The following is a 24,850-nucleotide window of genomic DNA, read 5'->3' on the forward strand; positions in this document are numbered from 1 at the left end:
TGGAGCGTCCGCGGCGGCTCAGAAGTCGACGGGGTCCCGTACCAGCGGGCAGGTCATGCAGTGGCCTCCGCCGCGGCCGCGGCCCAGTTCCGCACCCACGATGGGTACGACCTCGATACGGGCCTCGCGCAGCAGCGCGTTCGTCTGGGTGTTGCGGTCGTAGGTGAACACCACCCCCGGTTCCACCGCGACGGCGTTGTTGCCGCTGTCCCACTGCTGGCGTTCGGAGGCGTAGGCGTCGCCGCCCGTCTCCACCACCCGCAGCGAGGGCAGACCGAGCGCCTTGGCGACGACGTCCACGAAGGGGGTCGTGCCCTCGTCGACGACGTCGAAGCCGGGACTCCGGTCGGCGGGGCGCAGGGAGAAGGCGTGCACCCCGTCCATGATCCGCGGGTAGAGGGTCACCACGTCCCGGTCGGCGAAGGTGAAGACGGTGTCCAGGTGCATGGCCGACCGCAGCTTGGGCATCCCGGCGACGACGACGTGCCGCGCGGCGCCGTTGCGGAACAGCGCGGCGGCGACCTGGGTGATGGCCTGGCGCGAGGTTCGCTCGCTCATGCCCATGAGGACGACACCGTTGCCGACCGGCATGATGTCACCGCCCTCGAAGGTGGCCTGCCCCCAGTCGGCTTCGGGGTCTCCCCACCACACCCGCGAGCCCTTGAAGTCGGGGTGGAAGGTGTAGACCGCCTTCATCAGCAGCGTTTCGTCGTGCCGCGCGGGCCAGTACAGCGGATTGAGGGTGAGGCCGCCGTACAGCCAGCAGGTGGTGTCGCGGGTGTACAGGGTGTTGGGCAGCGGCGGCATCAGGTACTCGCGTGCGCCGGTGGACTCGCGGGCGAGCGCGAGGTGGGGGGAGCGGAAGTCCTCCGGCAGGTCACTGGTGGCCAGTCCGCCGACGAGGTACTCGGCGAGTTCCCTGGGGGACAGGGTCTCCAGGTAGGCCCGGGTCGCGTCGACGAGGCCGACGCCGACCCGGTTGGCGACGATCTTCCGGTCCAGGAGCCACGCCTTGGCCTCCGGGACGGCCATGACCTGCGCCAGCAGGTCGTGCAGCTCCACCACCTCCACCCCGCGGCGCCGCAGTTCGCCGACGAACGCGGCATGGTCGCGCTGGGCGTTCTCCACCCACATCACGTCGTCGAAGAGCAGGTCGTCCGAGTTGGTCGGGGTGAGCCGCCGGTGCGCGAGCCCGGGGGAGCACACCAGGACCTTGCGCAGCCTGCCGACCTCGGAGTGGACGCCGAGCGCGGGCTCGACGGTGCCTTCGTTGCTGGTCACACGGGCTCCCTTGCGGAGGCGGGACGGGGGGACTTGCGGAAACCGGGCGGAGGGACTTGCGGAGGCGGGACGGGGGGAGGACCCGAGGAGGCGCGGTTCACAGGCTGATCCACCCGGCCACCAGGGCCACGACCCCGAGCACCGCGCCGGCCACGGAGACGGCCAGGACGACGAGTTCCCCCGGGGAGAACAGCCGTCGGCCCTGTTCACGCCGGGCCATCACGAACAGGACGGTCGCCGGGGCGTAGAGGACGAAGGAGACCAGCACGAACTTCAGGCCCGCGGCGTACAGCAGGAACGTGGTGTACACCGTGGCGACGGCGCCGACGACCAGTTCGCGCCGTGAGGTCCGGCCGCCCTCGGTGCGCGGGTCGTCCCGGGTGCCGAGCCGCACGGCGAAGGCCGCCGCCAGCAGGTAAGGGATCAGGGAGAGGGCACTGGTCAGGTTGAGCGCGAAGTTGAAGGCGTCGTCCGAGAAGCTGGTGGCGATCAGTACCACCTGGGTGAGCAGCGAGCTCATCAGCAGCGCCGGTACGGGCACGTCGACGGCGTTGGCGCGGCTCAGGAAGCGCGGCATGTCGTCGTCCCGGGCCGCGACGAAGAGCACCTCCGCGGCCATCAGGGTCCAGGCGAGGTAGGCGCCCAGCACCGACACGATCAGGCCGACGCTGATGAACACCCTGCCCCAGGTCCCGACGGCCGCCTCCAGGACGCCCGCCATGGACGGCTGGCGCAGGTCGGCGATGTCGGCCATCGGCATGACGCCGTACGACACGATGGTCACCGAGGCGAAGACGGCGAACACGCTGAGGAAGCCGAGCACCGTCGCCCTGCCCACGTCGGAGCGGCGCCGGGCGTGCCGGGAGTAGACGCTGGCGCCCTCGACGCCGAGGAAGACGAACACGGTGGCCAGCATGGTGCCGCGCACCTGTGAGAACAGGGAGCCGGAGTAGTCCGCCCCACCGAAGTTGTCGGCGAACACGCTCGGTCGGAAGTACACCAGGGCCAGGACGACGAAGATCACGATGGGGACGAGCTTGGCCACCGTGACGACCTTGTTGATGGCCGTCGCTTCCTTCACACCGCGCCGGATCATCCAGAAGAACGCCCAGAGCCCGATCGAGGACAGGACGACCGCGAGGGCGGTGTCCCCGTCGCCGAGGGCCGGCCAGACCGAGCCGACGGTCGACATGATGAGCACCCAGTAGGTCACGTTGCCCACACAGGTGCTGGCCCAGTAGCCGAAGGCCGCGAAGAAGCCCAGGTACTCGCCGAAGCCCGCCTTGGCGTAGGCGTACACCCCGGCGTCGAGGTCGGGCCGGCGGACGGCGAGGGACTGGAAGACGAAGGCCAGCATCAGCATGCCGGTGCCGGCGATCGCCCAGGCGATCAGTGCTCCCGCGACGCCGGTCTCCTCGGCGAACCGCCCCGGCAGTGAGAACACGCCGGCACCCACCATCGACCCGACGACCATGGCCGTCAGGGTGAACAGCGGCAACTTCGCGGCCGGCGGTGCCTGACCGGCGGCGGACGTGGCGGCCTGCGACATGCCGTTCCTCTGGGTCGCGGTGCGATTGCGACCACTGTGCATCACCTGGTGAGGTCGGGCATCTCGTCCCCGGCGGCCGGCGCACACGCGAAGGCGTCCGGCCGGAGTTCACTCGCCGGTGCGCAGATCGATGCCGCGCCGGGCGAGGGTGAGGACGCCGACGACGATCAGGGCCACACCGAGCAACTGCGGCACGATCCACCAGCCGCCCCGCAGGTCCTCGCGGTACAGGACCACGCCGAGCAGGAGGCTCACCGCCGCGTCTCCGAGGGTGAGGGCGGGTTGGGAGGCGACGAGGGGGCCGCCCTGCATGGCGTGCTCCAACAGCAGCACCGCGCCCACGCCGGCCGCGGCGAACGCGTAGGTCTGCCAGGTGGTCAGGAAGCCCGTCACACCCTCGGTTTCCAGGACGCGCATCGAGTCCTTCATCAGAGCGGCCGTCAGGGCGTAGCACACGGCGGTGGACGCACCGAGGCAACCGGCGCGGGCCTTGCCGACGGGACGCCGCAGACCGGCCGCGGCCAGCAGTACGGCCGCTCCGGCACAGGCCGCCAGGGCGGACAGCCAACGATCCAGCGGCACCTCCGCCGTGCCGCCGCCCGGAGCGGCCGACGCCAGCGCGATGCCGAGTCCGACGACCACCCCGCCCACGGCCAGCCACAGGGGAGGGGCCAGGTGGCGGCCGGTCATCAGCGAGGCCAACAGCAGGGCCAGCGGAAGCTCCAGCACGAACAACGGCTGTACGAGTGACAGGGGCCCGGTGGCGAGAGCCACCGCCTGTCCCACACCGGCGACGACGACGGCGAGCATGCCGGCGATCCAGACCGGCCGCCGCAGCAGGTCGACGACGAGTCCGGGGCGGAACCCCTGGGACTGCGGCACACTCAGTGCGGCCCGCCGCTGGAGCACGGTGGCCAGCGCGTTGCTGAACGCGGCGAGAAGTGCGAAGAGCACCGGCAGTACAACACCCATCCACCGATCCTCACCCTGTTCACGCTCGGGCGCGCGCCGCGCCGCACCGCGACGGGTGGGGACGGAGCCGGCGCCTGTCGGCGCCGGTTGCGCCCGCGGTCAGTTGTCGCCCGGCGTGTCGGGCGTCTCCGTCCCGGTGTCCTGCTTCTGCTGCGCTCCCGATGCCTCGGTGGCCGTGTAGTAGACCGAGGTGCCCTGCTTGGTGCGCTGGGCCAGGTTCTTGGCGACGAGCCCTTCGAGGGTGGTGCGGACGACCGTGGTCTTGATGGTGCGTCCGGAGTGGGCCTCGCCCAGCGCCGTGGTGACCTCGGCGGCGGAGCGCGGTTCCTTCTGCTCGGTGAGGTGCTTGCGCACCAGCTCCACCAGGGTGGGCTGGGCGGGCTGCTTCGCGGAGGAGGCGGAGGGTGCGGTGGCGGAGGCGGCGGTCCCGGTCGCGGCCTGGGTCGACGCCTTCTTCGCCGCGGGCTTCCTGGCGGCCTTGGTGGCCGGCTTCGCGGTGGCCTTGCCGGCCTGCTTGGTGGTGGCGGTCTTGGTGGACTTGGCGGACTTGGCACCCGACTTGGGCGCGGTGGCGCGCTTGGGCGCGGCGGTGGTCTTCCCGCCTCGCGTCCGCTTCCCGGTGGCCGGCTCCGTGGTGGCACTGTCACGGGGAGCGGGCACCGTCGCCGCTTCGGTGGCGGCCGGCTCAGGTGCTGTCGTCTGCTGGGCCGGCGGCGCGGCGATGCCGAGCGCCTGCTGCACGTTGACCAGGAGTGCGTGGTCGTGCTGGAGCGCGGCCAACTGCTGCTGCAGGGCGGTGATCTCCGCGCTGACGCGCTCCTGCTCCTTGACGTTGCGCTCCAGGTCGTCGGTGACCTGGACGCTGTACTGCGATGCGAGTTCGGTGGCGGCCTGCATCGTGCTCTCGGACATGGTGGTGACTCTCCTCGATTCGCGGCCGTGAAGGCTCGGGAGGAACGGCGGGACGTCGGGCGCGGGACATGGCGAACCAGGTCCCATCGGCGCCCGGCAGCGGAGAACAGGTGACTGTCGCCGACTGTGCTGACACAGATAGTACGGACGGTGGGCGCCGCTTGTTCCCCTGTTTGCTGCCGGGCCGGTATACCACGTATGGCCGCCAACGTGGTATGTGCCGACGCTTCTTCGCGCGCGTGTTCGGGGCGGGAGTCCTCGGCACTCACTCTCCGTCGGGCACCTCGACGGTCTTCCCGTCCTCGTCGACCGTGTGGGTCTGCCAGTAGGTGTCCCACTCGTCGCCGACGTGCTCGGGGACCTTGCCCTGCGGGTAGCGGGTGTAACCCTCGGGCGGCTCCTCGCCGTCGGGGACACATGTGCTGCCGGTGCCGCCGATGGTCATGACCGGGTACTCACCGCCACCGCAGACCGCGTCCTGGGTCGAACAGCCGGTCAGTACCGCGGCGGCCGTCGCGGCGGCCAGGACCAGACTCCGGACGGACCGCGTCGCGCGGTTGACGCCGGTGGGGGCGGGGCGGTGGACTCGGCCGGTGACACGCACGACGGGCTCCTTCGGGTGACTGTACGGTCAGCCTCCCCCGCGGACGGGAAGCGGCTCATGAGTACGGGTACTCAGTCGGACGGGCCACAACGCCTGACACGGGAGGCCGAACGGTCCACCTGACGCGCGGCCTCCCGTGCCGCGCGTTCGGCCCGGGTGAGCGCGTCCGCCGCGGTGCGGCCCCGCTCCTCGGCATCCCGCCGTCCCCGTTCGGCACGGTCGAGTCCCTCCCGTGCCTGCCGCAGTTGGTGCTCCGCGGCGGACAACTCGGCACGGGCCCGGTCGTGTTCCTCCTTCGCCCGCAGCAGTGAGGCGTCGGCGTCCGCCCGTTCCGCGCGTGCGTCGCGCAGCAGTCGCGCGGTCCGCTCCGCCGCCTGCTCGGCACGATCGAGTTCCTCCTGCCGTCTGCGGCGCCGCTCGGCGAGTTCGTCCTTCGTCCGGTCGACCGGCGTGGCGCGAGGTGTCTCCGGCGGGGACGGCGACTCGCGTGGCGTGGGCTCGGCCGGAGCACCGTCCGGGGGGAACGCGGACGGGGGAGTGAGCGACACCGTCAGATGTCCGCCGGCCCACCGGTCGGCCGCGTCCGGGTCCGCGAGCACCGCGCGCAGGGTCGCCTCGACCTCGCGCCGCGCGGCCTCCGACAGCGGGTGCCCCGCCTCGCCGGCGAGCCGGGCGGCCTGCCGGGACAGCGCGGAGACGATGCGTCGGCGCTGGTCGGAGAGCTCCCTGAGGCCGACGGCGTCCAGCGTGCGATGTGCCTCGCGCAGCGCCCGTCCCAGTTCCAGGAACCGGCCGGTCTCCTCCGGTCGGGAGCGCCTCAACAGGTTCGCCGCCCAGGCCGCGAGCGTGGGCCGCCGGGCGGCGTGGACCCGGCGTGCGTCCTCCTTGCGGCCGGCGGTTCTCGCGGCCGCGGCGTGTTCCTCACGGCGGGAGACGAACTCGGAAGGCGGTGTGGCGTACAGCTCGTCGAGGACCGACTCGACCGAGGCCGCGCCGGGGCCACCACTCGTCCGGTCGTGTCCGCCGCTCTCGCGCCGCATGGGGTCTCGCCTCCTCTCGACGTCTAGGACCGCCCCGGCCGCGACGCCGCGACCGTCGCCGCCGTCTCCTCGTCGTCGTAGACCAGCAGCCCGTCCGCCCGCAGACGTGCCCCCGGGGTGGGGGAGTGGACCGTGAGGCGGCCGTCGTGCAGGAGATGGTCCACGGGACGGTCCCGGGCGAGCACGGCGAAGTCCGCGATCAGGCGCCGATGGCACCGCCACCACACCGCTTCGCCGCACATCACCGCGGTGCGCTCCCGTGACACCTGTGCCATCAACGCGTCCATGGCGGCGACGAACTCCGGCGAACGGGTGTGCCCGGCGTAGCCCCGGAACGAGGCGTTGCGCCAGACGACGTCGGGCGAGTCCGGGGCGGGCCTGCGGAAACCGCCCAGCCGCTGCTCCCACCGATAGGCGAGGCCCTCCTCCGGCAGCCACCGCGCCAGCCGCTCGCGCAGCAGGTCGGGGTCGCGCCGGCTGCCCGGCGCGGTCCTGACGTCGACCACGGCGGTCACGCCGGCGCCGCGCAGCAGTTCCGCCAGGGCCGTGCGACCCGCGGTGCCGTGTCCGAACGTGACCAGACGGGGCTGGGACATGTGGTCGGAGTCCCCGCGCCGCCCGCGCTCATGCCTGCGTTGCTCACGTCGTGGGGGTCACTCTGCGCGAGGTGCCTGCCCCGCGCCCGCCGGGCCCCGTCACGCGATCACCCTCTCGACGAAGGCCGCGAGGTTCGCCACGGTGCGCCCGATCTTCTCCTCCAGCGTGATCGTCTCGTGCAGGCGCGCCCCGGCCCCCGCCTCCCGCTTGCCCCGCACGTACAGCGAGCAGGCCAGGTCGTCGCACAGGTAGACGCCCACGGAGTCGCCCTGCTGCCCGGCCCGGCCCGCCTTCGGCGCGACCATCAGGCTGACGCCCCCGGAGTGCGTGGTCAGGCAGATCGAGCACATGCTCCGGCGCGCCTGCCGGGAGGCGACGCCGGTGGTGCGCAGGGCGAGTGCCGTCGTGCGGCCGCCCAGCACGGTGACGAGGTAGGCGCGGTCCGGTGCCTGGGGGTCTCGCCAGCCGAAGTAGTCCAGGTCGTCCCAGGGGCGGTCGGCCAGGTCGTGCGGCACGGTCAGCCGCTTGGCCGCGCCCTTGGAGCAGTTCACGAAGGCGGTACGGATCTCTTTGTCGGTCAGAGGTTTCACACGACGCAGGCTAGGTTGCCTAAAGGGTTTAGGCAATTGCATAATAGGTGGAGGCAAACGGGAGGATGGCAACGGTGGCACGTGTGGGGCTGACCACGGAGCGACTGGTCCGGGCGGGTGCGGAACTGGCCGACGAGGTGGGATTCGACCAGGTGACGGTCTCCGCGCTGGCCCGACGCTTCGACGTCAAGGTCGCGAGTCTGTACTCGCACGTGCGCAACTCCCAGGACCTCAGGACCCGGATCGCCCTGCTCGCCCTCGCCGAGCTCGCCGACCGGGCAGCCGCTGCACTGGCGGGACGGGCCGGCAAGGACGCCCTCTCCGCCTTCGCGGACGTCTACCGCGACTACGCACGCGAGCATCCGGGCCGCTATGCCGCGGCCCGGATGCGGCTCGACCCGGAGACGGCGGCGGCCGGCGCGGGCGTCCGCCACGCCCAGATGACCCGGGCGATCCTGCGGGGCTACGACCTGACCGAACCCGACGAGACCCACGCGGTCCGGCTGCTGGGCAGCGTCTTCCACGGCTACGTCAGCCTCGAACTGGCCGGAGGCTTCAGTCACAGCGCCCCCGACAGCCAGGAGACCTGGACCCGCGTCGTGGACGCCCTCGACGCCCTGCTGCGCCATTGGCCCGAGCCCTGAGCCGGGCGGGCCGGAGCCCGCGCTGTGCGCACCTGCACCACCACCATCGGCCGGAGGCGGCATGAGCACCGACAACGACTGGATCACCACGCCGATCACGTGGGACCTCCTGCGCGGCGCCCTCGACGCGGAACGCACCGAGCACGGCCTGCTGCCGCACCGGCTGCCCGCCCGGGCCCGCGCGCAGAACACCGACGGACAGCTGGCCATGGCCGAGTCCCAGCCGTCCGGCGTCCGACTGGCCCTGCGCACCCGGGCCACCGCGCTCGAACTGGACACGCTGCCCACCAAGCGGGTCTACGCCGGAGCCCCGCCGCGTCCGGACGGCGTCTACGACCTGCTCGTCGACGGCCGCCCGGCGGGCCGGGGGAGCGTCGACGGCGGCAACACCGTGACCCTCGACATGACCACCGGCACGACGGCGTTCGAGCCCGGACCGGTGGGCACCCTGCGCTTCACCGGCCTGCCCGAAGGCAGCAAGACCATCGAGATCTGGCTGCCGCACAACGAGACCACCGAACTCGTCGCCCTGCGCACCGACGCTCCCGTCGATCCGGCCCCGGACCCCGGACGCAGGGTCTGGCTGCACCACGGCAGCTCGATCAGTCAGGGTTCCGACGCCGCGAGCCCCACCACCACCTGGCCCGCTCTGGCCGCGTCCCTCGGCGGTGTCGAACTCGTCAACCTCGGGCTGGCCGGCAGCGCCCTGCTGGACCCGTTCACGGCGCGGGCCATGCGGGACACCCCCGCCGACCTGATCAGCGTCAAGATCGGCATCAACGTGGTCAACCACGACGCCATGCGCCTGCGGGCCTTCGCCCCGGCGGTGCACGGTTTCCTCGACACCGTCCGCGAGGGCCACCCCACCGCCCCGCTGCTGGTCGTCTCGCCCCTCCTGTGCCCCGTCCACGAGGACACCCCCGGGCCCCTCGCCCCCGACTTCACCGGCCTCGGGGAGGGGCGGCTCCGCTTCGTGGCCATGGGCGACCCGGCGGAACGAGCGAGCGGGAGACTGACCCTGAACGTCATCCGGGACGAGCTGGCCCGCATCGTCGCGCAGCGCACCGCCGACGACCCGAACCTGTACCACCTCGACGGCCGTGCGCTCTACGGCGAGGCCGACGCCGCCGAGCTGCCCCTGCCGGACGACCTCCACCCGGACGCGGCCACCCACCGCCGCATCGGGGAACGCTTCGCCGAGCTGGCCTTCACCGGCCACGGCGCTTTCGCGGGCTGAGACCGAGGCGGCGCCACCCGAGGCGCCCGCCTCCTCCTCAGCTCACGACCACCGAGGCGAAGCGCCGGGCGACCTCGCGCCAGACCGGCTCGGCCGCGGCCTCGTCGCGTTCCGCCCGCCGAACCAGCTCCGCATGATCCAGGCCGAGGGCCCGTATCCGCTCCGGGCGCCACGACCGCACCCGGTCCGCGCCCGCCTCGGGGTGGAACTGCACGCCCCACGCCCGGTCGCCGACCCGGAACGCCTGGTACGGGCACCGCTCGCTCTCCATCAGCCAGGCGGCGTCCGGTGGGAGGGCCGTGACGGCGTCCACATGGTGCTCGACCGCCGTCACCCCCTCCGGCAGGTCCCGGAAGAGCGGATCGCCCCCGGCCTCGGGCCGCAGACCGAGCGGAGTGCTGCCGAACTCCGGTTCGCCGTGTGCGCCGCGGACGGTGCCTCCCGCCACCTGGGCGAGGAGCTGACCGCCGAGGCAGATCCCGAACACGGGGGCACGCCGTTCCAGCGCCTCGGTGACCAGGGCGCGGGTCGGCGCGAGCCAGGGCGCGCGGAGGTCGTCGTCGGGAAGGTAACCGCCGCCGAGAACCATGACGCCGTCGTGTTCCAGGCGACCGGGGAGCGGCGCACCGGCGTAGGCGTGCACCACGTCCAGCGACACCCCGCCCGCGGCGAGCCAGTCACCGAACCGGCCCGGCCCGCCGCCGCTGCCGTTCTGCACCACCAGCAGCCGTGCCACCGCCCACCCCCTGCTCCGCACCTCCGGGACCACTCCAGCACTGCCCACGAAGCGGGGGTGCGCAATCCCCGGCTCGGCGCACGACTGCTCCGGGCGATCCTCGTGCGCGGCGTAAAACGGCAGGCGCCGGCCTTCTCGCCGGGAGTACTGTCCCCGCATGTCTGATGAGGACGGCTACTTCGGAGAAAGCGTCGCCGCTCGGTACGACGAGTCGTCGGCCGGCATGTTCACCCCCGACGCGGTGGATCCCGCGGTCGACCTCCTGGCCCGGCTGGCGGGCGGTGGGCGGGCACTGGAGTTCGGCGTGGGCATCGGCCGGATCGCGCTGCCCCTGGCGGGCCGCGGGGTCCCGGTGCACGGCATCGACATGTCCCGGGCGATGACCGCGCGGCTGAGCGCCAAGCCGGGCGGCGACACCGTCGGGGTGACCATCGGGGACTTCGCGACGACCCGGGCGCCCGGGTCGTTCGCGGTGGCCTATCTGGTCTTCAACACCATCAACAACCTGACGACCCAGGACGCCCAGGTCGACTGCTTCCGCAACGCCGCCGGCCACCTGGAGCCCGGCGGCTGCTTCGTCGTCGAGGTGGGCGTGCCGGAACTGCGCCTGCTGCCCCCGGGGCAGACCGCCGTGCCGTTCGGTATCGGCCCGGCCGAGTGGGCGTTCGACACCTACGACACCGCCACCCAGGCGATGAGTTCGCACTACGTCACCGTCCGGGACGGGCGTGCCGAGCACTCGTCGATCCCGTTCCGGTACGTCTGGCCCGCCGAGCTCGACCTGATGGCCCGGATCGCCGGGATGAGGCTCCGCGACCGGTGGGAGGGGTGGAACGGGGAGCCGTTCACCCACGAGAGCCGCCGCCACGTCTCGGTGTGGGAGAAGCCCGCCGACTGACCGGGCGGCGCGGCGTCGTCAGCGGCGCGCCATGTAGAGGCCCAGGGCCCTGTGCAGCACCCTGTTGAGGGGATACTCCCACTCGCCCAGGTACTCCACGGCCTCACCGCCGGCGCCGGTCTTGAACCGGAGCAGCCCGAGCAGGTGGTTGTCCTCGTCCAGCGTGTCGGTGATACCGCGGAAGTCGTAGACGGCCGCGCCGAGTTCATGGGCGTCGCACATCATCCGCCACTGGAGGGCGTTGTTCGGCTGCACCTCGCGGCGGCGGGCGGTGGACGCTCCGTAGGAGTACCAGACGTGCTCGCCGACGGTCAGCATCGTGGCCGCGGCCAGCACGTCCCCGTCGTGGTGGGCGAGGTACAGGCGCATGCGGTCCGGGTCCTCGGCCGTCAGCGCGGTCCACATGCGCTGGAAGTACGTGAGGGGGCGGGGCGCGAACCGGTCCCGTTCGGCTGTCTCCGCATAGAGTTCGTAGAAGGCCGGCAGGTCCTCCTGGTCGCCACGGACCACCTTGACACCCGCCTTGTCGGCCTTCTTGATGTTGCGCCGCCACTGCTGGTTGAAACCGTTCTGGATCTGGTCCAGCGAGCGTCCCGTGAGGGGCACCTGGCACACGTAACGCGGCTGGCCCGCCGCGAACCCGTCCTCGCCCCCCGGCTCGGTCCGCCGCCAGCCCATCCGGAGCAGCTGCTGGGCGACGCCGTCGGCCCCGGGCTCCCGCACGGTGGCCTCCACGTCCCCCAGTCGCCGGCCCGCCCGGTCGGCGATCGCCGCCTTGACCGCCTCGGCGCTCCAGCGCCGCGCCACCACCGGCGGCCCCATCCGCACCGAGAAGGCGCCCCGTCCCTTCAGGTAGGCGAGCATCGGCTCCAGCCACCGCTCCAGATCCGTCGCGGCCCAGTCGACGACCGGGCCCTCGGGCAGATACGCCAGATACCGCCTGACTCCCGGCAGCGGTCGCAGCAGCACCAGTCCGGCCCCCACCAGGTCGCCGCCCTCGTCGAACCAGCCGAGGCTCTCCGCCCGCCAGTCCGGCTTCACGTCTCCCCATGCGGGGATCTGCAGATGGCTCACGGAAGGCCGGGCGGCGACGAAGCGCAGGTGTTCCTCGCGGGTGATCACCTTCAGGTGACAGGTCATGGGTGGTGCCCCTTCGGTCGGACGGTCGGCGGAGGGGACGGACCGAGGCGCCGGCGCGATCGCCGTCCCCACGTCACAGGGAATACCGAAGGCGGCCGATCCGCGCGGGCTACCGGCTATTCGTGCGGCAGCGTCCTCCGCGCGCGAAGTGCCCGCACGTGACCCGTGTGCTCCGTCCGGCGCGCGGGGTGCGGACCGCCGTGGCAGCGTGGCGGGGCTGGGCGGTGGAGCGGACGGTGAAAGCGGACGGAGCGGACGGCCATGGCACGGGCGATCTGGACCGGCGTGATCACCTTCGGGCTGGTGTCGGTGCCCGTCGGTGTGTTCACGGCGACGCAGGACCACACGGTCCACTTCCACCAGTTGCAGCGCGGCACCTCGGACCGCGTCCGCAACAGGCGGGTCAACGAGCGCACCGGCGAGGAGGTCGACGCCGGTGACATCGTCAAGGGTTACGAGGTGGGCGAGGGCGAGTACGTCGTCGTACAGCCCGAGGAGCTGGACGAGATCGCGCCCGGCCGCTCCCGCACCCTGGAGATCACCGACTTCGTCGACCTGGACCGGATCGCACCGGTCTACTTCGACCGCACCTACTACGTCGCCCCGCGCGGCGAGGAGTACCTCAAGGTCTACGAGCTGCTCCGTACCGCCCTCGCGGAGACCGGCAAGGCCGGTGTCGCCACCTTCGTCATGCGCAACCGGCAGTACCTGACCGCCCTCCGTGCCGAGGACGAGGTCCTGGTGCTCCAGACCCTGCACTGGGCCGACGAGGTCCGGGACCCGGGCGAGGAACTTCCCGAGCTGCCGTCGGACCGGGCGGGGCGGGGCAAGGAGCTGGACATGGCGCTGCGCCTGGTCGAGGCCCTGAGCGGTCCCTGGGACCCCGCCCGCTACCGCGACACGTACCAGGAGCGGGTCCGCGAGCTGGTGCGGGCGAAGGCCGAGGGCACGGAGATCGCCGTCGCGGAGGAAGCACCCGGGGCGACGAACGTCGTCGACCTGATGGAGGCCCTGCGGGGCAGTCTGGAGCAGGCCGGCGGCGAGGGCGGGCAGCCGCCCGACGAGGGGCGGAAGGGCGACCGGTCGTCCGCGGCGAGGAAGCGGTCGTCCGCGGAGGAGAAGCGGAGGCCGGGGAAGCGGGCGTCCGCTGGAAGGACGCAGGGGTCCGCGGAGAAGAAACGGGCCACCAAGGGCAAGGAGAAGGAGTCCGCGAAGAGGAAGAAGGCCGGAGCCCCCTCCCGCAGGACGACTCCGAAGGAGAAGCGGAGCGACCTGCGGGAGATGAGCAAGGCGGAGCTCTACCGGAGGGCCGGCGACCAGGGGATCGCCGGGCGGTCGAGGATGAGCCGTGACCAGCTCATCGAGGCCCTCAGCGGTACCGGCGACCGCCGCGGGAGGACAGCCGCCGCCTGAGCGGCGCTCAGTGGTCGGTGAGCATGCCTTCGCGCAGGCGGGCCAGCAGGCGCGAGATGAGCCGGGAGACGTGCATCTGGGAGACGCCGAGGCGCTCGCCGATGTCCTTCTGGGTGAGCTCCTCCACGAACCGCCAGTGGATGATCTGACGGTCGCGCTCGTCGAGCTCGGCGATCATCGGGGCGAGCGCGTGGAAGTCGTCCACCAGGGCGAGGGTGGCGTCGTCGGCGCCGATGAAGTCGGCCAGGGCGGACTCGCCGTCCTCGCTGCCGCTGATGGCCGCGTCCAGGGAGGCGGAGTTGTAGCCGTTGGCGGCCAGGCGGGCCTCGACGACCTCGTCCTCCGGCAGGCTCATCAGCTCGGACAGTTCCTTGGTGGTGGGGTTGCGGCCCAGCCGGCTGCGCAGCTCCTCGGTGGCCCGGGCCAGCTGGACGCGGGCCTCCTGGAGGCGCCGGGGCACGTGGACGGCCCAGGAGGTGTCACGGAAGAACCGCTTGATCTCGCCGACGATGTAGGGCACGGCGAAGGAGGTGAACTCGACCTCGCGGGTCAGCTCGAACCGGTCGATGGCCTTGATCAGGCCGATCATGCCGACCTGGACGATGTCCTCCATCTCCTCCGGTCCGCGGCTGCGGAAGCGGCCGGCCGCGAAGCGGACCAGGGACATGTTCATCTCGATCAGCGTGTTGCGCGCGTACTGGTATTCGGGTGTGCCCTCTTCGAGGACCGACAGCTGCTGGAAGAAGAGCTTCGACAACTCCCGCGCGTCCTTGGGCGCCACCTTGGACGGGTCCGCCACCTCCGGCATGCCCGTGGTGGTGTGCTCGGTGATCCGTGCGGTCATCGTCGCCATGATGTTCCCTCCCAGTCGATCGGCCCCCGTCACGGTCGGCCTCATCGGCCGACGAGACTGCGCTTACCCCGGCTCAAGACCCTCATGCATGCTTTTCTCGGTCTGTCTCGCCGGGGCGGGCATCCGCACACCGTCACAGGTCGAGGTAGAAGCGGACGAGGGTGCCGTCGTCCGTCGTGTGCACCCGCACCAGATCCGCGACGTAGTGGACGAGCAGCAGTCCGCGCCCTCCGATCTGTCCCCGCTCGGCGGGCCGGCGGCCGGCGAGCGGGTCCGTGAGCCGGCCCTTGTCCCGGACCTCGCACACCACCTGTCCCGCCTCGGCCCAGATCGCCAGCGTGCCGCTGCCACCACCGTGGATGACGCTGTTGGTGGTCAGCTCCGAGACCGCCAGCTCGGCGTCCTGGAGCCGACGCCCGCTGAGGCCCAGGGCGGATGCCCGGTCCACGGCGAAGCGGCGTGCCTCGGGCAGCTCCCCGGCGCCGAAGGAGATGACGCCGGCGCCGGCGGTGGTCTCCAGCGGCTCGTTGTAGCGGGCGACGACCGCGGGCCAGTCGTAGGTCTCGCTGACCCGCGCACGTCCCGCGGTGATGACCGTCGGGTGGGTGACCAGGGCGTCGGCCAGGACGTCCGGGGCCAGCCGGGTCTCGTCGTACGGGCACAGGATCGTGGCGGCACGGCCCGTGAAGGCCGCGTTGATCAGCGCCTCGTGCTGGGCGCACGCCGGGTACTCCGCCGCGCTGCGCCCGGCCCAGATCGGCTCGCCGATGATGCGCACCCGTTCCCGGGCGTGCGTGTCCGCGAAGGCCCGGAGGACGCCGGGGATGATCCGCCCCGGGTTGCGGCCGGCCTCGGTCATGTCCAGGAAGGTGACGCCGCGCGCGTCCGGTCCCAGCCCCCCGCGGATCAGCTCCAGGTTGGGGGCGGGTACGGCCACCGCGACCGGTTCGCCGGCGGCCAGTCCCTCCCGCACGAACGTCACGGTCCGGTCGGTGTACTCGCCTGCCGAGCGGTAGAACAGCGCCGGATGCGAGAAGGACTCCTCGGTGGTCACCGTGCTCATCGCGGGGCCACCTCGATCCGGTTCAGGGACGGCCAGAACAGTTCCAGCACCCGGGGCAACTGCGGCGGGGGCTGCTCCACCACCACCCGCCCGCCGGGCAGGTTCATGGCGGTGACGGCGAGTGCCGTCACGCCGGCGACGTCGACGAAGCGCACGCCGGACAGTTCGACGTAGGACACCTCGGCGTGCCGTCGGGACATCTCGGTGAGAGCGTTCTCCCACGACTGGCGCGTGGTCACGCTGATCTCTCCACTGGCCCGGATACCCGGCCGGCCGGGCAGGGGGCCCACGTCCAGCACCGGGCCGCTCCGCACCTGCGGCGAGCCGTCGCCTGCGGCATCCACACTCGATCTCCTTCGGAATCCCGCCGGGTTGCCGTGCGTCTCCCGGGTATCTCTTCCGGCCAGGCAGCCTACCGCGACCGGGTGTCGTACGCCCGAGTGGGAACACTGCGTGCGACGTGGGGGCGATGCGGGGAACAAGACAGTGAGCGCGTCCTAGGAAGGGAAGACCGGGCATGTTTGAAGCTGAGAACATTCGGGACTGGCGGGGTCATGATGTCGTCGACAGCGGTGGCCGCAAAATCGGGACCCTGGAATCCGTCTACGTCGACACCGCCACCGACCTGCCCGCGTTCGTCGCGGTCACGATCGGTCTGCCGACCCGTCGGCGTCTGGTGTTCGTCCCGGTCGACAAGGCCGTCGTCGGACCGGGCTATCTGAAGGTGACCTACGACAAGGGCCTGGTCAAGGACGCACCCGGCATCGATCCGGACGGTGAGCTCGCGGCCGAGGACGAGGGTGCGGTCTTCGCCCACTACGGCCTGCCGTACGAGCAGGGCACCCGCGGCGAACGCCGGCTGGGCCGTCGCTGAACCCTCCTACGACACTCTCCGAGGGGAGACGACCGTGAGCCTCTTCCTCCTGCTGCTGCTGGTGGCGCTGGTCCTGGGTGTGATCGGGGTGGCCGCCGAAGGACTGTTCTACCTGTTCGTGGTCGGTGCCGTGCTCCTGGTCCTCGACCTGATCCTGGTCGGGGTGCTCATCGGACGGCGCCGGGGGCGTCCCGCGCGCTGAGGCGCTCCGGCCGCGCGGGCCCCGGGCCCGGGGGCCGGGGGCCGGGGGCCGGGGGGCCGAGCACCGGCGGGGGCCCGACGCCCGTGCCGGTGCTCGGGACGGCCCCTAGGCGAGTTCCGCGCCGCGCTTCGCGGCCTCCGCCTCGGACGTCGCGCTGCCCGTCGCCAGGGTGCCACCGGAGCTCTCCAGGTGGGCCCGGACGAACCACTGGAACTGCTCCAGGTCCCTGAGCTGACCGATCAGGAGATCCTCCGTGGCGGGGTCGATCTTGCCTGCCTCCTCGACCGCCGCGCGCATGCCCTCGAGGACACCGGTGTAGACGACGTCCAGCGCGCCGAGATGGGCGATGGCGTCGGCACGTCCGATGGAGTAGTCGTCCCACTTGCGCTCGGAGACCAGGGCCCCGGGCGTCCCCTGCGCCACCCCGCCGAGGGCGGCGATGCGCTCGGCGACGTCGTCGGCCATCTCGCGCACCTGGTCGACCTGCGGATCGATCATCTCGTGCACGGCGATGAAGTGCGGTCCCACGACGTTCCAGTGCACGTGCTTGAGGGTCAGGTGCAGGTCGTTGAGGGCGTGCAGACGCAGCCGCAGCACGCCGATCAGTCGTCCGGCGGCCTCGCGCTCGATACCGGGGACCGTGTACTTCGGGGTCAGATCATGCGTCATGTCGGACCTCAGCTCCTCATCCGTTTTCGTACGTTGTCGCACGTGAACGACTGCCCCGCATCCGCGACGGCAGACATGCACGGTCGTTGTTCCCTCCCGGTGAAACGGGTCTCCCCGACGAGGTGGGCCAATCGTCCGCACGCCACCGCCCTCCTCGCCCCGCCTGTCCGCGGCGCTCCGGAGTGCCTGGTCGTGACGGCTCCCCGGTGCCGGCGTGCCGGGCGGTGCCGCACCTGCTCTTCGCGGGAAGTGCGGCCCTGACCGTGCCGGCCGCGGAGGCGGCCGTGCCCTCACCCCAGGTGCGCCACCCGGGAGCAGGGGAGGACGTCAGGACGGCGGAGCCGGCAGCGGCATCGCGCTGAGCGCGCGCGCCGCGTGCACGAGGTTGGACGCCATGGCCCGGCCGGTCGAGGTCGACCAGTCGTGGCCGCGGTCGTCGTCGAGGTAGTCGGGGCCGGGTCCGGGGCCGAGGTGCCAGTAGGTCCAGGCCTGGCCGGGGATGGTGTAACCGATGTCCGTGAGTCCGCCGCTGATCTCACTGATCACGTGGTGGGCGCCGTCCTCGTTCCCGGTGACCAGGACCCCGGCGACGCGGTTGTAGGCGACGGGGCGCTCCTCGTCGTCGGTCTCGCTGAGCATGGCGTCCATGCGTTCCAGGACGCGCTGGGCGACGGAGGACGGGCGACCGAGCCAGGTGGGCGAAGCGATGATCAGGATCTGCGACGCCAGCAGCTTCTCGTGCACGCCCGGCCAGTCGTCGCCGTCGCCCATGTCGGTCTCGACCCCGGGTTTCAGGTTCAGGTCGACGGCCCGGACGACGTCCACCTCCACGCCGTGGCCTTTCAGCGCCGCGATGACCGTGGAGGCGAGGGCCTCGGTGTTCGACGGCTGCGGGGAGGGTTTGAGGGTGCAGTTGATGACGAGTGCGCGCATGCCTCCCCCTCTTCCCCGCGGCGGGGCTCTCGATCGTCCGATCGCGTGACCGTTCACCCGCCCGGACGCGCGACGGACGGCGCGGCCGGGACGGGTGGACGGGCGACGGCCCGACGGTGTCCGTTCAGGGCAGGGCGATGCCGTCGAGTCTGCCCTGCTTCGCCTCGTCGACCAGCGACGAGAACTGGTCGGCGCTCATCTGTACGCGCTGCCCGAAGTCGTCGGTCAGGACGATCCGCCGCTCCGTCGGAGCGGAGGGGTCGACGAACAACTGGGGGCAGCCGCAGTCGCAGTTGCCGCAGAACGTCGCGACGGGCTCCAGGCTGTGAGAGTCGGTCATTCCGTGCGCCTTCCGTGGGAGACGGGGTGGCCGCGCCCGTGTCCGCACCGGCGGTCGTGAGGGCGTGCCTGGGAGATACCCGGCGGCGCGGCCGGGGACGCGTGCCTCCGCCGGGCGTCGAGGCACGGCGGGCCGCCGCCGTGCGCCGGTGCTCCCGCGTCCGCCTCCGGTGCTTCGGCCGGACGGGGAGCACCGGGAACCGAGGAGCCGGGAGGGATCGAACCGCGGCCTCTTGCATGTCCTATGCCATATCCCATAAGTTACTGGCGGGTAGCAACGTCGGGGGTGCCCCGGACACGGGGAGAGGGGAGGGGCGGGTGAGTCCGCGCAGGAGTGAGAGCCGTGACCGGATGATCCTCAGCGCCGCCGCTCTGCTGCGCGAGTACGGGGCGAGCGCGACCAGCATCGACCGGGTCCTCGCCCACAGCGGAGCCCCTCGGGGCTCGGTGTACCACCACTTCCCGGGCGGGCGGGCGCAGCTCATCGACGAGGCGGTGGCGCTGGCGGGGGACTTCATCGCGGGCCTGATCGATGCCGCCGTGCAGGCGGACGATCCGGTGGAGGCCGTCGACGCGTTCTTCGTCCTGTGGCGCGACCGGCTGGTCGAGAGCGGCTTTCGGGCCGGCTGCCCGATCGTGGCGGTGGCCGTCGAGACCAACGACGACGCGCCCCAGCTCGCCCGCTCCGCCGCCGCCGTCTTCGCCCGCTGGCAGGAAGCTCTCGCGGCCCTCTTCCTGCGGCACGGCCTGGCCGAGGAACGCGGCCGCCGGCTCGCCGCCTTCGTCATCGCCGCGGTCGAAGGCGCGGTCATCATGTGCCGGGCCGAGCAGAGCACCGCTCCGCTCGAGGCCGCCGCCGCGGAGATCCACGACCTGCTCCTGCACGCCCTGCGGGACCGCCCGGAGGCAGGACCCCGGCCCGGGGCGTAGCCCACGGCCGGTCCCCCCTCGACCACGTCAGCTCGATCCGAAGGAGTAGCCATGCCCTCGCTCGACCGTCAGGACAACGTCTTCGTCCTCGACCTCGGAGACGGTGAGAACCGCTTCCACCCCGACTGGCTCTCCGCTGTCGGCGCCGCGCTCGACGAGGTGGAGAAGGCGGAAGGCCCCCGCGCCCTGGTCACCGCCGCCACCGGCAAGTTCTACTCCAACGGGCTCGACCTGGACTGGCTGTTCGCCCACGCCGACCAGCACCAGGACTACGTCGTCTCCGTCCACGCACTGTTCGCGCGGATGCTCTCCCTGCCGGTCGTCACGGTCGCCGCACTGCAGGGGCACACCTTCGCCGCCGGTGCGATGTTCTCCCTCGCCCACGACTTCCGGGTCATGCGCGCCGACCGCGGTTACTGGTGCCTGCCCGAAGCGGACATCAACATCCCCTTCACCCCCGGCATGGCCGCCCTCATCCAGTCCCGGCTGGCGCCCCGGACCGCCCACGAGGCCATGCTCACCGCCCGCCGCTACGGCGGCACCGACGCCGCGGCCGCCGGCGTCGTCGACCGCGCGGTCACCGAGGACGCCGTGCGCTCCACCGCCATCGAGATCGCCCAGGCACAGGTGAACAAGGCCGGTGACACCCTCGGCACCATCAAGGCCCGCATGTACGCCCAGCCCCTGGCCACCCTGCGCGACACCACCGCACCCCTCGGCTGAACCGGCACGTCGCCGGCGACCGCGCCCCGGGCCCGCCCGGGGGCGCGGTGGCCGGCCGGGCAGTGGGCCGGGGTGCTTGGGGCTAGGCGCTCCTCCTCGGTTTCCGGGCCGTCTTCTTCGCCGCGGTCTTCTTGGCCGGTCCCTTCTTCGCCGTCCGCTTCTTCGGCATCTCGTGCACGTCCGCGTGCCCGCCGGTGTCCTCGCCGCGGGTGGCCTTCGCCTTCGACACCGACTCCTGCAGCGCGGCCATCAGGTCGACCAGCTGCCCCGACTCGGCCGCCGGCTCCTCCTTCGCGGCCGGTGGTTCACGGTGTTCCCGCTTCGCCTCGATCAGCTCGGCGACCGCCTCCGTGTACGTGTCCCGGAACTCCTCGCCTTCGAGCCCGTCGCGGGTCATCGTGTCCATGAGGGCGAGGGCCCCGTCGATCTCCTCGTCGGTGAGCTCCACCGGCGGCGGGGTCAGCGAGGACGGGTCGCGGATCTCGTCGGGCCAGCGCATGGCGTGCAGGACGATCGCCTCCTCGCGCACCCGCAGGAGGCCGAGACGTTCCCGGCCGGACCAGGCGTACCTGGCGACGGCCACGCGGCTCGAGCGCTCCAGGGCCTGGCGGAGCAGCTTGTACGGTTTCGCCGCGACCTGCCCGTCCGGGGCCAGGTAGTAGCCCTCGGCGATCCGGAGCGGGTCGACGGACTCCCACGGCATGAACGCGACGATCTCGATCGCCTTCGCCGTCGGCAGCGGCAGGTCCCGCAGCTCCTCGTCGCTGATCGGGATGACCTGCGTCCTGGACAGCTCGTAGCCCTTGCCGATCTCCGAGGAGGAGACTTCGCGGTCCTCCAGCTCGCACACCTTCCGGGTCCGCACCCGGGCCATGTCGTCCAGGTGTACCCGGTGAAAGTGGATGCTGTGGTCCTCGGTGGCACTGACCACGTCGATGGGGACGGTGACCAGGCCGAAGCTGATGGCGCCGGACCAGATGGTGCGGGGCATGACGAACCTCCAAGGCGGCCCCGAGCGGGATCAGCCTACGAGCGCACCGGCGGCTCCGCACGCGCTCGGACGCCATCGCCTGCTGGGCGATCGAGGGACGCGGACATCAGCGCCGTCCACTGCGTTGATCGACTGTCACCGCTCCTGCTTCGGGCGGCCGGCGGAGGCTTGCCGGGTGTCGGCGCCGGAGCTGACGTGTCGCTGGGTTTCCTGGGTGCCGTGCCAGTCCAGGCACATCACGGTGGCATCGTCCTCGAGCCGGCCGCCGGCGGCGTCCCGGATCGCGGAGGTCAGCATCAGCGTGGTTTCCCGCGGATGGAGACTCCGGGTGCGCCGCAGCAGGGCGGGGAGGTCGATGTCCTCTCCATGGCGTTCGAGCATGCCGTCGGTGAGCATGAGCAGACGGTCACCGGGGCGCAGGTCGATGTTCTGGGCCCGGTAGGAGTGGGGCTCGATGACGGACAGACCGAAGGGTGGGTCCACGGCGCAGGCGATCACGTCCACGGTGCCGTCCCGCATCCGCAGGGGCCAGGGGTGGCCCGCGTTGACGAGCTGGGCCACGCCGGTGTGCAGGTCGACGCGGAGCAGTTGGCCGGTGGCGTGGCCGTGGTCGTGGTCGGCCAGTGCCCGGTCGGCGCGGTGCGCCTGGTCGGTCAGGCTCGCTCCGGCGCGGCGGGCGCCCCGCAGGGCGCTCACCAGGACGGTGGCGGCCAGGGCGGCGGCGATGTCGTGTCCCATGGGGTCGGTCACCGACACGTGGAGGGTGTCACGGTCCACGGCGTAGTCGAAGGTGTCGCCGCTGAGGTTTCCGGAAGGCTCCAGGTTCCCGCACAGGGCGAACTGGGCGGCCTCGCACGACAGCGACGGGGGCAGCAGCTGATACTGGATCTCTGCTGCCAGCGTCGGGGGCCTGGAGCGTTTGCCCCAGTTGTAGAGATCGGTGAAACGCCCGTTGGCGATCACGAGGTAGCCCAGGACGTGGGCGGCTTCCCCTACCGCTTCCAGGACGCCTTCGTCGGGGACGGCAGGCAGCATCAGTTCCAGCAGCCCGATCGCGTCCCCCCGGTTGGTGACCGGAACGATCATCCGCTGCCCCTGGTCGGTCGCCTCCTGGTACAGGCGCTGGGTGCGGATCACCTGCTCGTAGACGCTCCCGAACAGGGGAATCCGCTGGGCCTCCCGCCCGCCCGGCACGTCCGAGGTGGGCAGTCGCGCCACCGCCTTCCCCGTCAGGTCGACGATGAGGAAGGAGATCTCTCTGGCCTCGAAACGTCGTCGCAGGTGCTCGGCGACCACGTCGACGGCGTCGACCGGCGCGGCTGTCTCCGCTGCCGTCAGCAGCCGGGGAAGTTCGATCGGCCCACTGCTCACGGCAACGGCCCCTTTCAGCGCCCCCACTAACAGCTTGGGAACTGTCACGGGGAACGTCAATTCTTGGGCGAGGGGGCTGGGCGGTCACAGGGACTGCTGCCGGGTCTCCGCATCGTTCTCGATCAAAATCAGGTGCGAATGAGCCGGTCCGCACTCCTATACTCGTGCGGGTTCATGGAGGGGGAGGTGGAGACAGTGAAGCTTGCCGAGGCATTGGCAGAACGTGCGGAGGCGACGCGCCGCGTGGATCAGCTGCGAGCACGCGTTGTCGACAGTGCGCGGTACCAGGAGGGGGAGACCCCCGCCGAGGACGCGGCTCAGCTGTTGGCCGAGGCCGGCGAGGTACTGGACACCCTGGAAACGTTGATCCGGCGGATCAATCGGACCAATGCCGCCGTGGAGGTGGGCCCGGACGGCACGCTCACCGATGCCCTCGCGCGCCGGGACGTCCTTCGGTTGCGTCACTCCGTCGTCACCGCGGCGGCGGACGCGGCAGCGGGCAAGGGTGAGCGGGGATACGGCCGGCAGCTCCGCTCCGAGCTGCTGATGCTCTCCGCGCTCCCGGTCGCGGAACTGCGCGGTCAGGCGGATGCGCTGGCCCGGGAGATCCGCGAGATCGATGTGCGCATCCAGCGTGCGAACTGGGAGGTCGATCTGCTGGACTGAGCAGTCCGGCAAGCCGGAACGATGTGGAGCAGGTAGCGGTTTCGGAGGCGTGCACACACCGAGGGCCGGCGGTTCTCCGGCCCACTCCTGGCGCGTGAAGAGCAACGCGGGGGTTCGACTCCCCGATGACAGTGCAGCTCAGCATCGCGTACAGGTGACAGTGCACATTGCACAGCACATCACCACGTGCAGATCCGAGGCGGCGAGGGCGGGCTCGGGGCTTTCCACATCACAGATCACACCTTCGCGAAGCCTGGTCCCTGGGTCTCGGTGCACGACGACCACGCACCGTCAACCAGTACCTCCGACGTTCACTTCGGGAGCTGGTCGGCGTGGTCGTCCTGGAGCATGTGGCGACGCTCCTGTTCGCGCTTGGAGTAGGCCGCCGCCCGGATCGCCTCGTCGCTCTCCAGGCTCGACCCCAGTGCGCCGCCCACCGTGGCGACCGAAGCCACGAACCAGGACAACGTCCAGTACTCCGTCGCTTGCAGCGGGGTTCGTGTCATGGAGGCGAAGACTTGGTCGTTGAGGATGAACAACGCCCACACCAAGTTGATGACCATCAGACCGACGTAGCAGACCAGCACCCCGATACCCACGGTCACGACCGTGGACGCGTTGTAGAGGGCAGCCCTCCTCCTCGCCTCCGGCGTTCCTTCCGCTGACCGATGCCACAGGTGCGCGTCCACGATCAGCCAGCCGAGCATGAGCGCGACGGACCCGACCATGGCGATCACCAGGCGTGGAACGCTCAGGGACGAGGCCAGGCTCCAGATGGTGGAGTTCACGGTGGCGATGGCACCCGTGGCGAGTGCGGCCGCCAGGGCTTTCGACAGACCCGACAACAGCCGCCACGGCCGGTTGGCGCGGACCATCCCGAGAAGCACCCTCAGGTGACCGCGCGGCCCGCCGGCGACATAGCGCAGATCGACGGACTCTTCCTCACCGACGGGACCTGGACGGACGGGCGCGAGGCGGCCGACGAAGGACCCCGCCGGCGGCTGGTCCCGTGGAGTTCCCCCGTTCCCGGTGGCCCGCGGACCCACCAAGCTGAGCACGGCTTCCTCCACTGCCCGCCGGGCTCTTCTCTGCAGCCGCAAGCCTCCCAGGGGAGGAAGGGACAGCAGCGCCGAACCGTGTGCGTGACTCAGCTCCACCACGAGCTCGCGCCCGTGGGAGTGCAGCGGCAGGTCGGTGAGCGCTACGACGACGTCCCAGGTCTCCGCACCCGCGCGGTCCGAGATCCGGCGCATCAAGGTGGGCGGGTCCTCGGTCCCCGCGGTGAAGGGCTCACTCACCACCTCGACGTGGAACCGTCGCCCCTGGCCCGACCTCTCGGCGAGCCGATCGGGAAGTGCCCGGGCCATGCGCTGCGCGATCTCCGTCGGCGCGTCCGGATCCGCCAGGAGAGCCACGACCGTAATGCCCTGGGACGACACGCGCATGACTCCTTCTCGTCGGCCGCACTCGCGATCGCAGGTGCCCACAGGATGCCTCCGCGGGGGGCGTCGGAGCGCACCTGCCACGCTGGCGCCGGCGCGTGAACGGCGCACACGGCGAATGAGTGAGCCCTGTACGCGCCCCCGCGGGGGTACGGAGAATGCGCAGTGACCGTGATCACGC

At 71.8% G+C, this 24,850-nt stretch carries 28 protein-coding genes; 9 read left to right on the forward strand and 19 right to left on the reverse strand.

The features are described from left to right. Nucleotides 1-18 precede the first annotated feature (18 nt). The 8 genes from SAM23877_RS32840 to SAM23877_RS32875 form a co-directional block, all read right to left on the reverse strand. Entirely contained in the window at nucleotides 19-1,281 is a 1,263-nt protein-coding gene (locus tag SAM23877_RS32840) for an arginine deiminase (RefSeq protein WP_053141135.1), read from the reverse strand. A 97-nt stretch (nucleotides 1,282-1,378) separates the two neighbouring features. Continuing rightward, the gene (locus SAM23877_RS32845; RefSeq protein ID WP_053141136.1) at nucleotides 1,379-2,830 is read right to left on the reverse strand and encodes a basic amino acid/polyamine antiporter; all 1,452 of its coding nucleotides are present in this window, start codon (nucleotides 2,828-2,830) and stop codon (nucleotides 1,379-1,381) included. 108 nt (nucleotides 2,831-2,938) lie between these two features. Beyond that, nucleotides 2,939-3,802, reverse strand: coding sequence for a DMT family transporter (locus SAM23877_RS32850; protein ID WP_053141137.1), 864 nt, complete (start codon nucleotides 3,800-3,802; stop codon nucleotides 2,939-2,941). 99 nt (nucleotides 3,803-3,901) lie between these two features. Beyond that, nucleotides 3,902-4,714 carry a hypothetical protein gene (locus SAM23877_RS32855; protein WP_053141139.1) on the reverse strand — a complete coding sequence of 271 codons (813 nt, stop codon included), beginning with the start codon at nucleotides 4,712-4,714 and terminating at the stop codon, nucleotides 3,902-3,904. A 265-nt stretch (nucleotides 4,715-4,979) separates the two neighbouring features. Further along, nucleotides 4,980-5,318 carry an SCO0607 family lipoprotein gene (locus SAM23877_RS32860; RefSeq protein WP_053141140.1) on the reverse strand — a complete coding sequence of 113 codons (339 nt, stop codon included), beginning with the start codon at nucleotides 5,316-5,318 and terminating at the stop codon, nucleotides 4,980-4,982. Between the two features lie 71 nt (nucleotides 5,319-5,389). Continuing rightward, a complete protein-coding gene (locus SAM23877_RS32865) occupies nucleotides 5,390-6,358 on the reverse strand; it encodes a hypothetical protein (RefSeq protein WP_053141142.1) in 969 nt (322 codons plus the stop codon). 23 nt (nucleotides 6,359-6,381) lie between these two features. Further along, nucleotides 6,382-6,954 (reverse strand): DUF488 domain-containing protein, encoded by a 573-nt coding sequence (locus SAM23877_RS32870; RefSeq protein ID WP_053141144.1) that lies wholly within the window; start codon nucleotides 6,952-6,954, stop codon nucleotides 6,382-6,384. A gap of 99 nt (nucleotides 6,955-7,053) precedes the next feature. Continuing rightward, nucleotides 7,054-7,545 carry an FBP domain-containing protein gene (locus SAM23877_RS32875; RefSeq protein WP_053141147.1) on the reverse strand — a complete coding sequence of 164 codons (492 nt, stop codon included), beginning with the start codon at nucleotides 7,543-7,545 and terminating at the stop codon, nucleotides 7,054-7,056. A 74-nt stretch (nucleotides 7,546-7,619) separates the two neighbouring features. Here SAM23877_RS32875 and SAM23877_RS32880 point away from each other — a divergent pair, with 74 nt between their 5' ends. Together SAM23877_RS32880 and SAM23877_RS32885 are read left to right on the forward strand one after the other, a co-directional pair. Next, nucleotides 7,620-8,189: a TetR/AcrR family transcriptional regulator gene (locus SAM23877_RS32880; RefSeq protein ID WP_053141149.1), complete on the forward strand. Its 570-nt coding sequence runs from the start codon at nucleotides 7,620-7,622 to the stop codon at nucleotides 8,187-8,189. Nucleotides 8,190-8,250: 61 nt separating this feature from the next. Next, nucleotides 8,251-9,426, forward strand: coding sequence for a GDSL-type esterase/lipase family protein (locus tag SAM23877_RS32885; RefSeq protein ID WP_053141151.1), 1,176 nt, complete (start codon nucleotides 8,251-8,253; stop codon nucleotides 9,424-9,426). Nucleotides 9,427-9,463: 37 nt separating this feature from the next. On the opposite strand, the gene SAM23877_RS32890 is transcribed toward SAM23877_RS32885, so the two are convergent. Further along, on the reverse strand, nucleotides 9,464-10,162 hold the full coding sequence (locus SAM23877_RS32890) for a type 1 glutamine amidotransferase (protein ID WP_053141153.1): 699 nt from the start codon (nucleotides 10,160-10,162) through the stop codon (nucleotides 9,464-9,466). A gap of 157 nt (nucleotides 10,163-10,319) precedes the next feature. On the opposite strand from SAM23877_RS32890, the gene SAM23877_RS32895 reads away from it, so the two are divergent. After that, nucleotides 10,320-11,060, forward strand: a complete 741-nt coding sequence (locus SAM23877_RS32895; protein WP_053141155.1) for a class I SAM-dependent DNA methyltransferase — start codon at nucleotides 10,320-10,322, stop codon at nucleotides 11,058-11,060. Nucleotides 11,061-11,078: 18 nt separating this feature from the next. Here SAM23877_RS32895 and SAM23877_RS32900 read toward each other — a convergent pair whose 3' ends face one another. Next, nucleotides 11,079-12,200 carry a lipid II:glycine glycyltransferase FemX gene (locus SAM23877_RS32900; RefSeq protein ID WP_053141157.1) on the reverse strand — a complete coding sequence of 374 codons (1,122 nt, stop codon included), beginning with the start codon at nucleotides 12,198-12,200 and terminating at the stop codon, nucleotides 11,079-11,081. Between the two features lie 261 nt (nucleotides 12,201-12,461). Between SAM23877_RS32900 and ku (SAM23877_RS32905) the strand changes: the two genes are divergently transcribed. Next, nucleotides 12,462-13,613 (forward strand): non-homologous end joining protein Ku, encoded by a 1,152-nt coding sequence (gene ku, locus SAM23877_RS32905; RefSeq protein WP_053141159.1) that lies wholly within the window; start codon nucleotides 12,462-12,464, stop codon nucleotides 13,611-13,613. 7 nt (nucleotides 13,614-13,620) lie between these two features. Here the strand turns inward: ku (SAM23877_RS32905) and SAM23877_RS32910 are convergent, their stop codons facing one another. The 3 genes from SAM23877_RS32910 to SAM23877_RS32920 form a co-directional block, all read right to left on the reverse strand. Next, nucleotides 13,621-14,466, reverse strand: coding sequence for an RNA polymerase sigma factor SigF (locus SAM23877_RS32910; protein WP_053141164.1), 846 nt, complete (start codon nucleotides 14,464-14,466; stop codon nucleotides 13,621-13,623). 133 nt (nucleotides 14,467-14,599) lie between these two features. Further along, nucleotides 14,600-15,529 (reverse strand): anti-sigma factor RsbA family regulatory protein, encoded by a 930-nt coding sequence (locus tag SAM23877_RS32915; protein ID WP_053141166.1) that lies wholly within the window; start codon nucleotides 15,527-15,529, stop codon nucleotides 14,600-14,602. After that, complete coding sequence (locus SAM23877_RS32920; protein ID WP_053141168.1) at nucleotides 15,526-15,873, reverse strand: STAS domain-containing protein; 348 nt, start codon at nucleotides 15,871-15,873, stop codon at nucleotides 15,526-15,528. Before SAM23877_RS32920 ends, SAM23877_RS32915 begins: the two co-directional genes overlap by 4 nt. A gap of 173 nt (nucleotides 15,874-16,046) precedes the next feature. On the opposite strand from SAM23877_RS32920, the gene SAM23877_RS32925 reads away from it, so the two are divergent. Continuing rightward, nucleotides 16,047-16,403, forward strand: coding sequence for a PRC-barrel domain-containing protein (locus SAM23877_RS32925; protein WP_053141170.1), 357 nt, complete (start codon nucleotides 16,047-16,049; stop codon nucleotides 16,401-16,403). Nucleotides 16,404-16,437: 34 nt separating this feature from the next. Further along, complete coding sequence (locus SAM23877_RS40390; RefSeq protein ID WP_167355249.1) at nucleotides 16,438-16,605, forward strand: hypothetical protein; 168 nt, start codon at nucleotides 16,438-16,440, stop codon at nucleotides 16,603-16,605. 105 nt (nucleotides 16,606-16,710) lie between these two features. On the opposite strand, the gene SAM23877_RS32930 is transcribed toward SAM23877_RS40390, so the two are convergent. The 3 genes from SAM23877_RS32930 to SAM23877_RS32940 form a co-directional block, all read right to left on the reverse strand. Beyond that, the gene (locus SAM23877_RS32930) at nucleotides 16,711-17,274 is read right to left on the reverse strand and encodes a Dps family protein (protein WP_053141172.1); all 564 of its coding nucleotides are present in this window, start codon (nucleotides 17,272-17,274) and stop codon (nucleotides 16,711-16,713) included. Between the two features lie 327 nt (nucleotides 17,275-17,601). Beyond that, nucleotides 17,602-18,207, reverse strand: coding sequence for a flavodoxin family protein (locus tag SAM23877_RS32935; protein WP_053141174.1), 606 nt, complete (start codon nucleotides 18,205-18,207; stop codon nucleotides 17,602-17,604). Between the two features lie 124 nt (nucleotides 18,208-18,331). Continuing rightward, nucleotides 18,332-18,547 carry a hypothetical protein gene (locus tag SAM23877_RS32940; protein ID WP_053141176.1) on the reverse strand — a complete coding sequence of 72 codons (216 nt, stop codon included), beginning with the start codon at nucleotides 18,545-18,547 and terminating at the stop codon, nucleotides 18,332-18,334. Nucleotides 18,548-18,864: 317 nt separating this feature from the next. Here SAM23877_RS32940 and SAM23877_RS32945 point away from each other — a divergent pair, with 317 nt between their 5' ends. Further along, a complete protein-coding gene (locus tag SAM23877_RS32945) occupies nucleotides 18,865-19,476 on the forward strand; it encodes a TetR/AcrR family transcriptional regulator (protein WP_235614649.1) in 612 nt (203 codons plus the stop codon). Nucleotides 19,477-19,527: 51 nt separating this feature from the next. Next, entirely contained in the window at nucleotides 19,528-20,199 is a 672-nt protein-coding gene (locus SAM23877_RS32950) for an enoyl-CoA hydratase-related protein (protein WP_053141180.1), read from the forward strand. Between the two features lie 82 nt (nucleotides 20,200-20,281). Here SAM23877_RS32950 and ku (SAM23877_RS32955) read toward each other — a convergent pair whose 3' ends face one another. Both ku (SAM23877_RS32955) and SAM23877_RS32960 read right to left on the reverse strand, forming a co-directional pair. Continuing rightward, on the reverse strand, nucleotides 20,282-21,190 hold the full coding sequence (gene ku, locus SAM23877_RS32955) for a non-homologous end joining protein Ku (protein ID WP_053141182.1): 909 nt from the start codon (nucleotides 21,188-21,190) through the stop codon (nucleotides 20,282-20,284). A gap of 135 nt (nucleotides 21,191-21,325) precedes the next feature. Next, a complete protein-coding gene (locus SAM23877_RS32960) occupies nucleotides 21,326-22,561 on the reverse strand; it encodes a PP2C family protein-serine/threonine phosphatase (protein WP_079030578.1) in 1,236 nt (411 codons plus the stop codon). 195 nt (nucleotides 22,562-22,756) lie between these two features. Between SAM23877_RS32960 and SAM23877_RS32965 the strand changes: the two genes are divergently transcribed. Then, nucleotides 22,757-23,227: a DIP1984 family protein gene (locus SAM23877_RS32965; RefSeq protein ID WP_053143096.1), complete on the forward strand. Its 471-nt coding sequence runs from the start codon at nucleotides 22,757-22,759 to the stop codon at nucleotides 23,225-23,227. A gap of 311 nt (nucleotides 23,228-23,538) precedes the next feature. Here SAM23877_RS32965 and SAM23877_RS32970 read toward each other — a convergent pair whose 3' ends face one another. Continuing rightward, entirely contained in the window at nucleotides 23,539-24,672 is a 1,134-nt protein-coding gene (locus SAM23877_RS32970) for a hypothetical protein (RefSeq protein ID WP_174532271.1), read from the reverse strand. Nucleotides 24,673-24,850: the final 178 nt, after the last annotated feature.

Source organism: Streptomyces ambofaciens ATCC 23877, from assembly GCF_001267885.1.
Classification (GTDB): Bacteria; Actinomycetota; Actinomycetes; order Streptomycetales; family Streptomycetaceae; genus Streptomyces; species Streptomyces ambofaciens.

Bases quoted from the DNA above. Each gene is read 5' to 3' on its own strand.
- SAM23877_RS32925 (WP_053141170.1), top strand. From the start codon at position 16,047: ATGTTTGAAGCTGAGAACATTCGGGACTGGCGGGGTCATGATGTCGTC.
- SAM23877_RS32900 (WP_053141157.1), bottom strand. From the start codon at position 12,200: ATGACCTGTCACCTGAAGGTGATCACCCGCGAGGAACACCTGCGCTTC.
- SAM23877_RS32885 (WP_053141151.1), top strand. From the start codon at position 8,251: ATGAGCACCGACAACGACTGGATCACCACGCCGATCACGTGGGACCTC.
- SAM23877_RS32915 (WP_053141166.1), bottom strand. From the start codon at position 15,529: ATGAGCACGGTGACCACCGAGGAGTCCTTCTCGCATCCGGCGCTGTTC.
- ku (WP_053141182.1), bottom strand. From the start codon at position 21,190: ATGCCCCGCACCATCTGGTCCGGCGCCATCAGCTTCGGCCTGGTCACC.
- SAM23877_RS32910 (WP_053141164.1), bottom strand. From the start codon at position 14,466: ATGGCGACGATGACCGCACGGATCACCGAGCACACCACCACGGGCATG.
- SAM23877_RS32870 (WP_053141144.1), bottom strand. From the start codon at position 6,954: ATGTCCCAGCCCCGTCTGGTCACGTTCGGACACGGCACCGCGGGTCGC.
- SAM23877_RS32970 (WP_174532271.1), bottom strand. From the start codon at position 24,672: ATGCGCGTGTCGTCCCAGGGCATTACGGTCGTGGCTCTCCTGGCGGAT.
- ku (WP_053141159.1), top strand. From the start codon at position 12,462: ATGGCACGGGCGATCTGGACCGGCGTGATCACCTTCGGGCTGGTGTCG.
- SAM23877_RS32930 (WP_053141172.1), bottom strand. From the start codon at position 17,274: ATGACGCATGATCTGACCCCGAAGTACACGGTCCCCGGTATCGAGCGC.
- SAM23877_RS32845 (WP_053141136.1), bottom strand. From the start codon at position 2,830: ATGTCGCAGGCCGCCACGTCCGCCGCCGGTCAGGCACCGCCGGCCGCG.
- SAM23877_RS32895 (WP_053141155.1), top strand. From the start codon at position 10,320: ATGTCTGATGAGGACGGCTACTTCGGAGAAAGCGTCGCCGCTCGGTAC.
- SAM23877_RS32935 (WP_053141174.1), bottom strand. From the start codon at position 18,207: ATGCGCGCACTCGTCATCAACTGCACCCTCAAACCCTCCCCGCAGCCG.
- SAM23877_RS32855 (WP_053141139.1), bottom strand. From the start codon at position 4,714: ATGTCCGAGAGCACGATGCAGGCCGCCACCGAACTCGCATCGCAGTAC.
- SAM23877_RS32865 (WP_053141142.1), bottom strand. From the start codon at position 6,358: ATGCGGCGCGAGAGCGGCGGACACGACCGGACGAGTGGTGGCCCCGGC.
- SAM23877_RS32950 (WP_053141180.1), top strand. From the start codon at position 19,528: ATGCCCTCGCTCGACCGTCAGGACAACGTCTTCGTCCTCGACCTCGGA.
- SAM23877_RS32850 (WP_053141137.1), bottom strand. From the start codon at position 3,802: ATGGGTGTTGTACTGCCGGTGCTCTTCGCACTTCTCGCCGCGTTCAGC.
- SAM23877_RS32940 (WP_053141176.1), bottom strand. From the start codon at position 18,547: ATGACCGACTCTCACAGCCTGGAGCCCGTCGCGACGTTCTGCGGCAAC.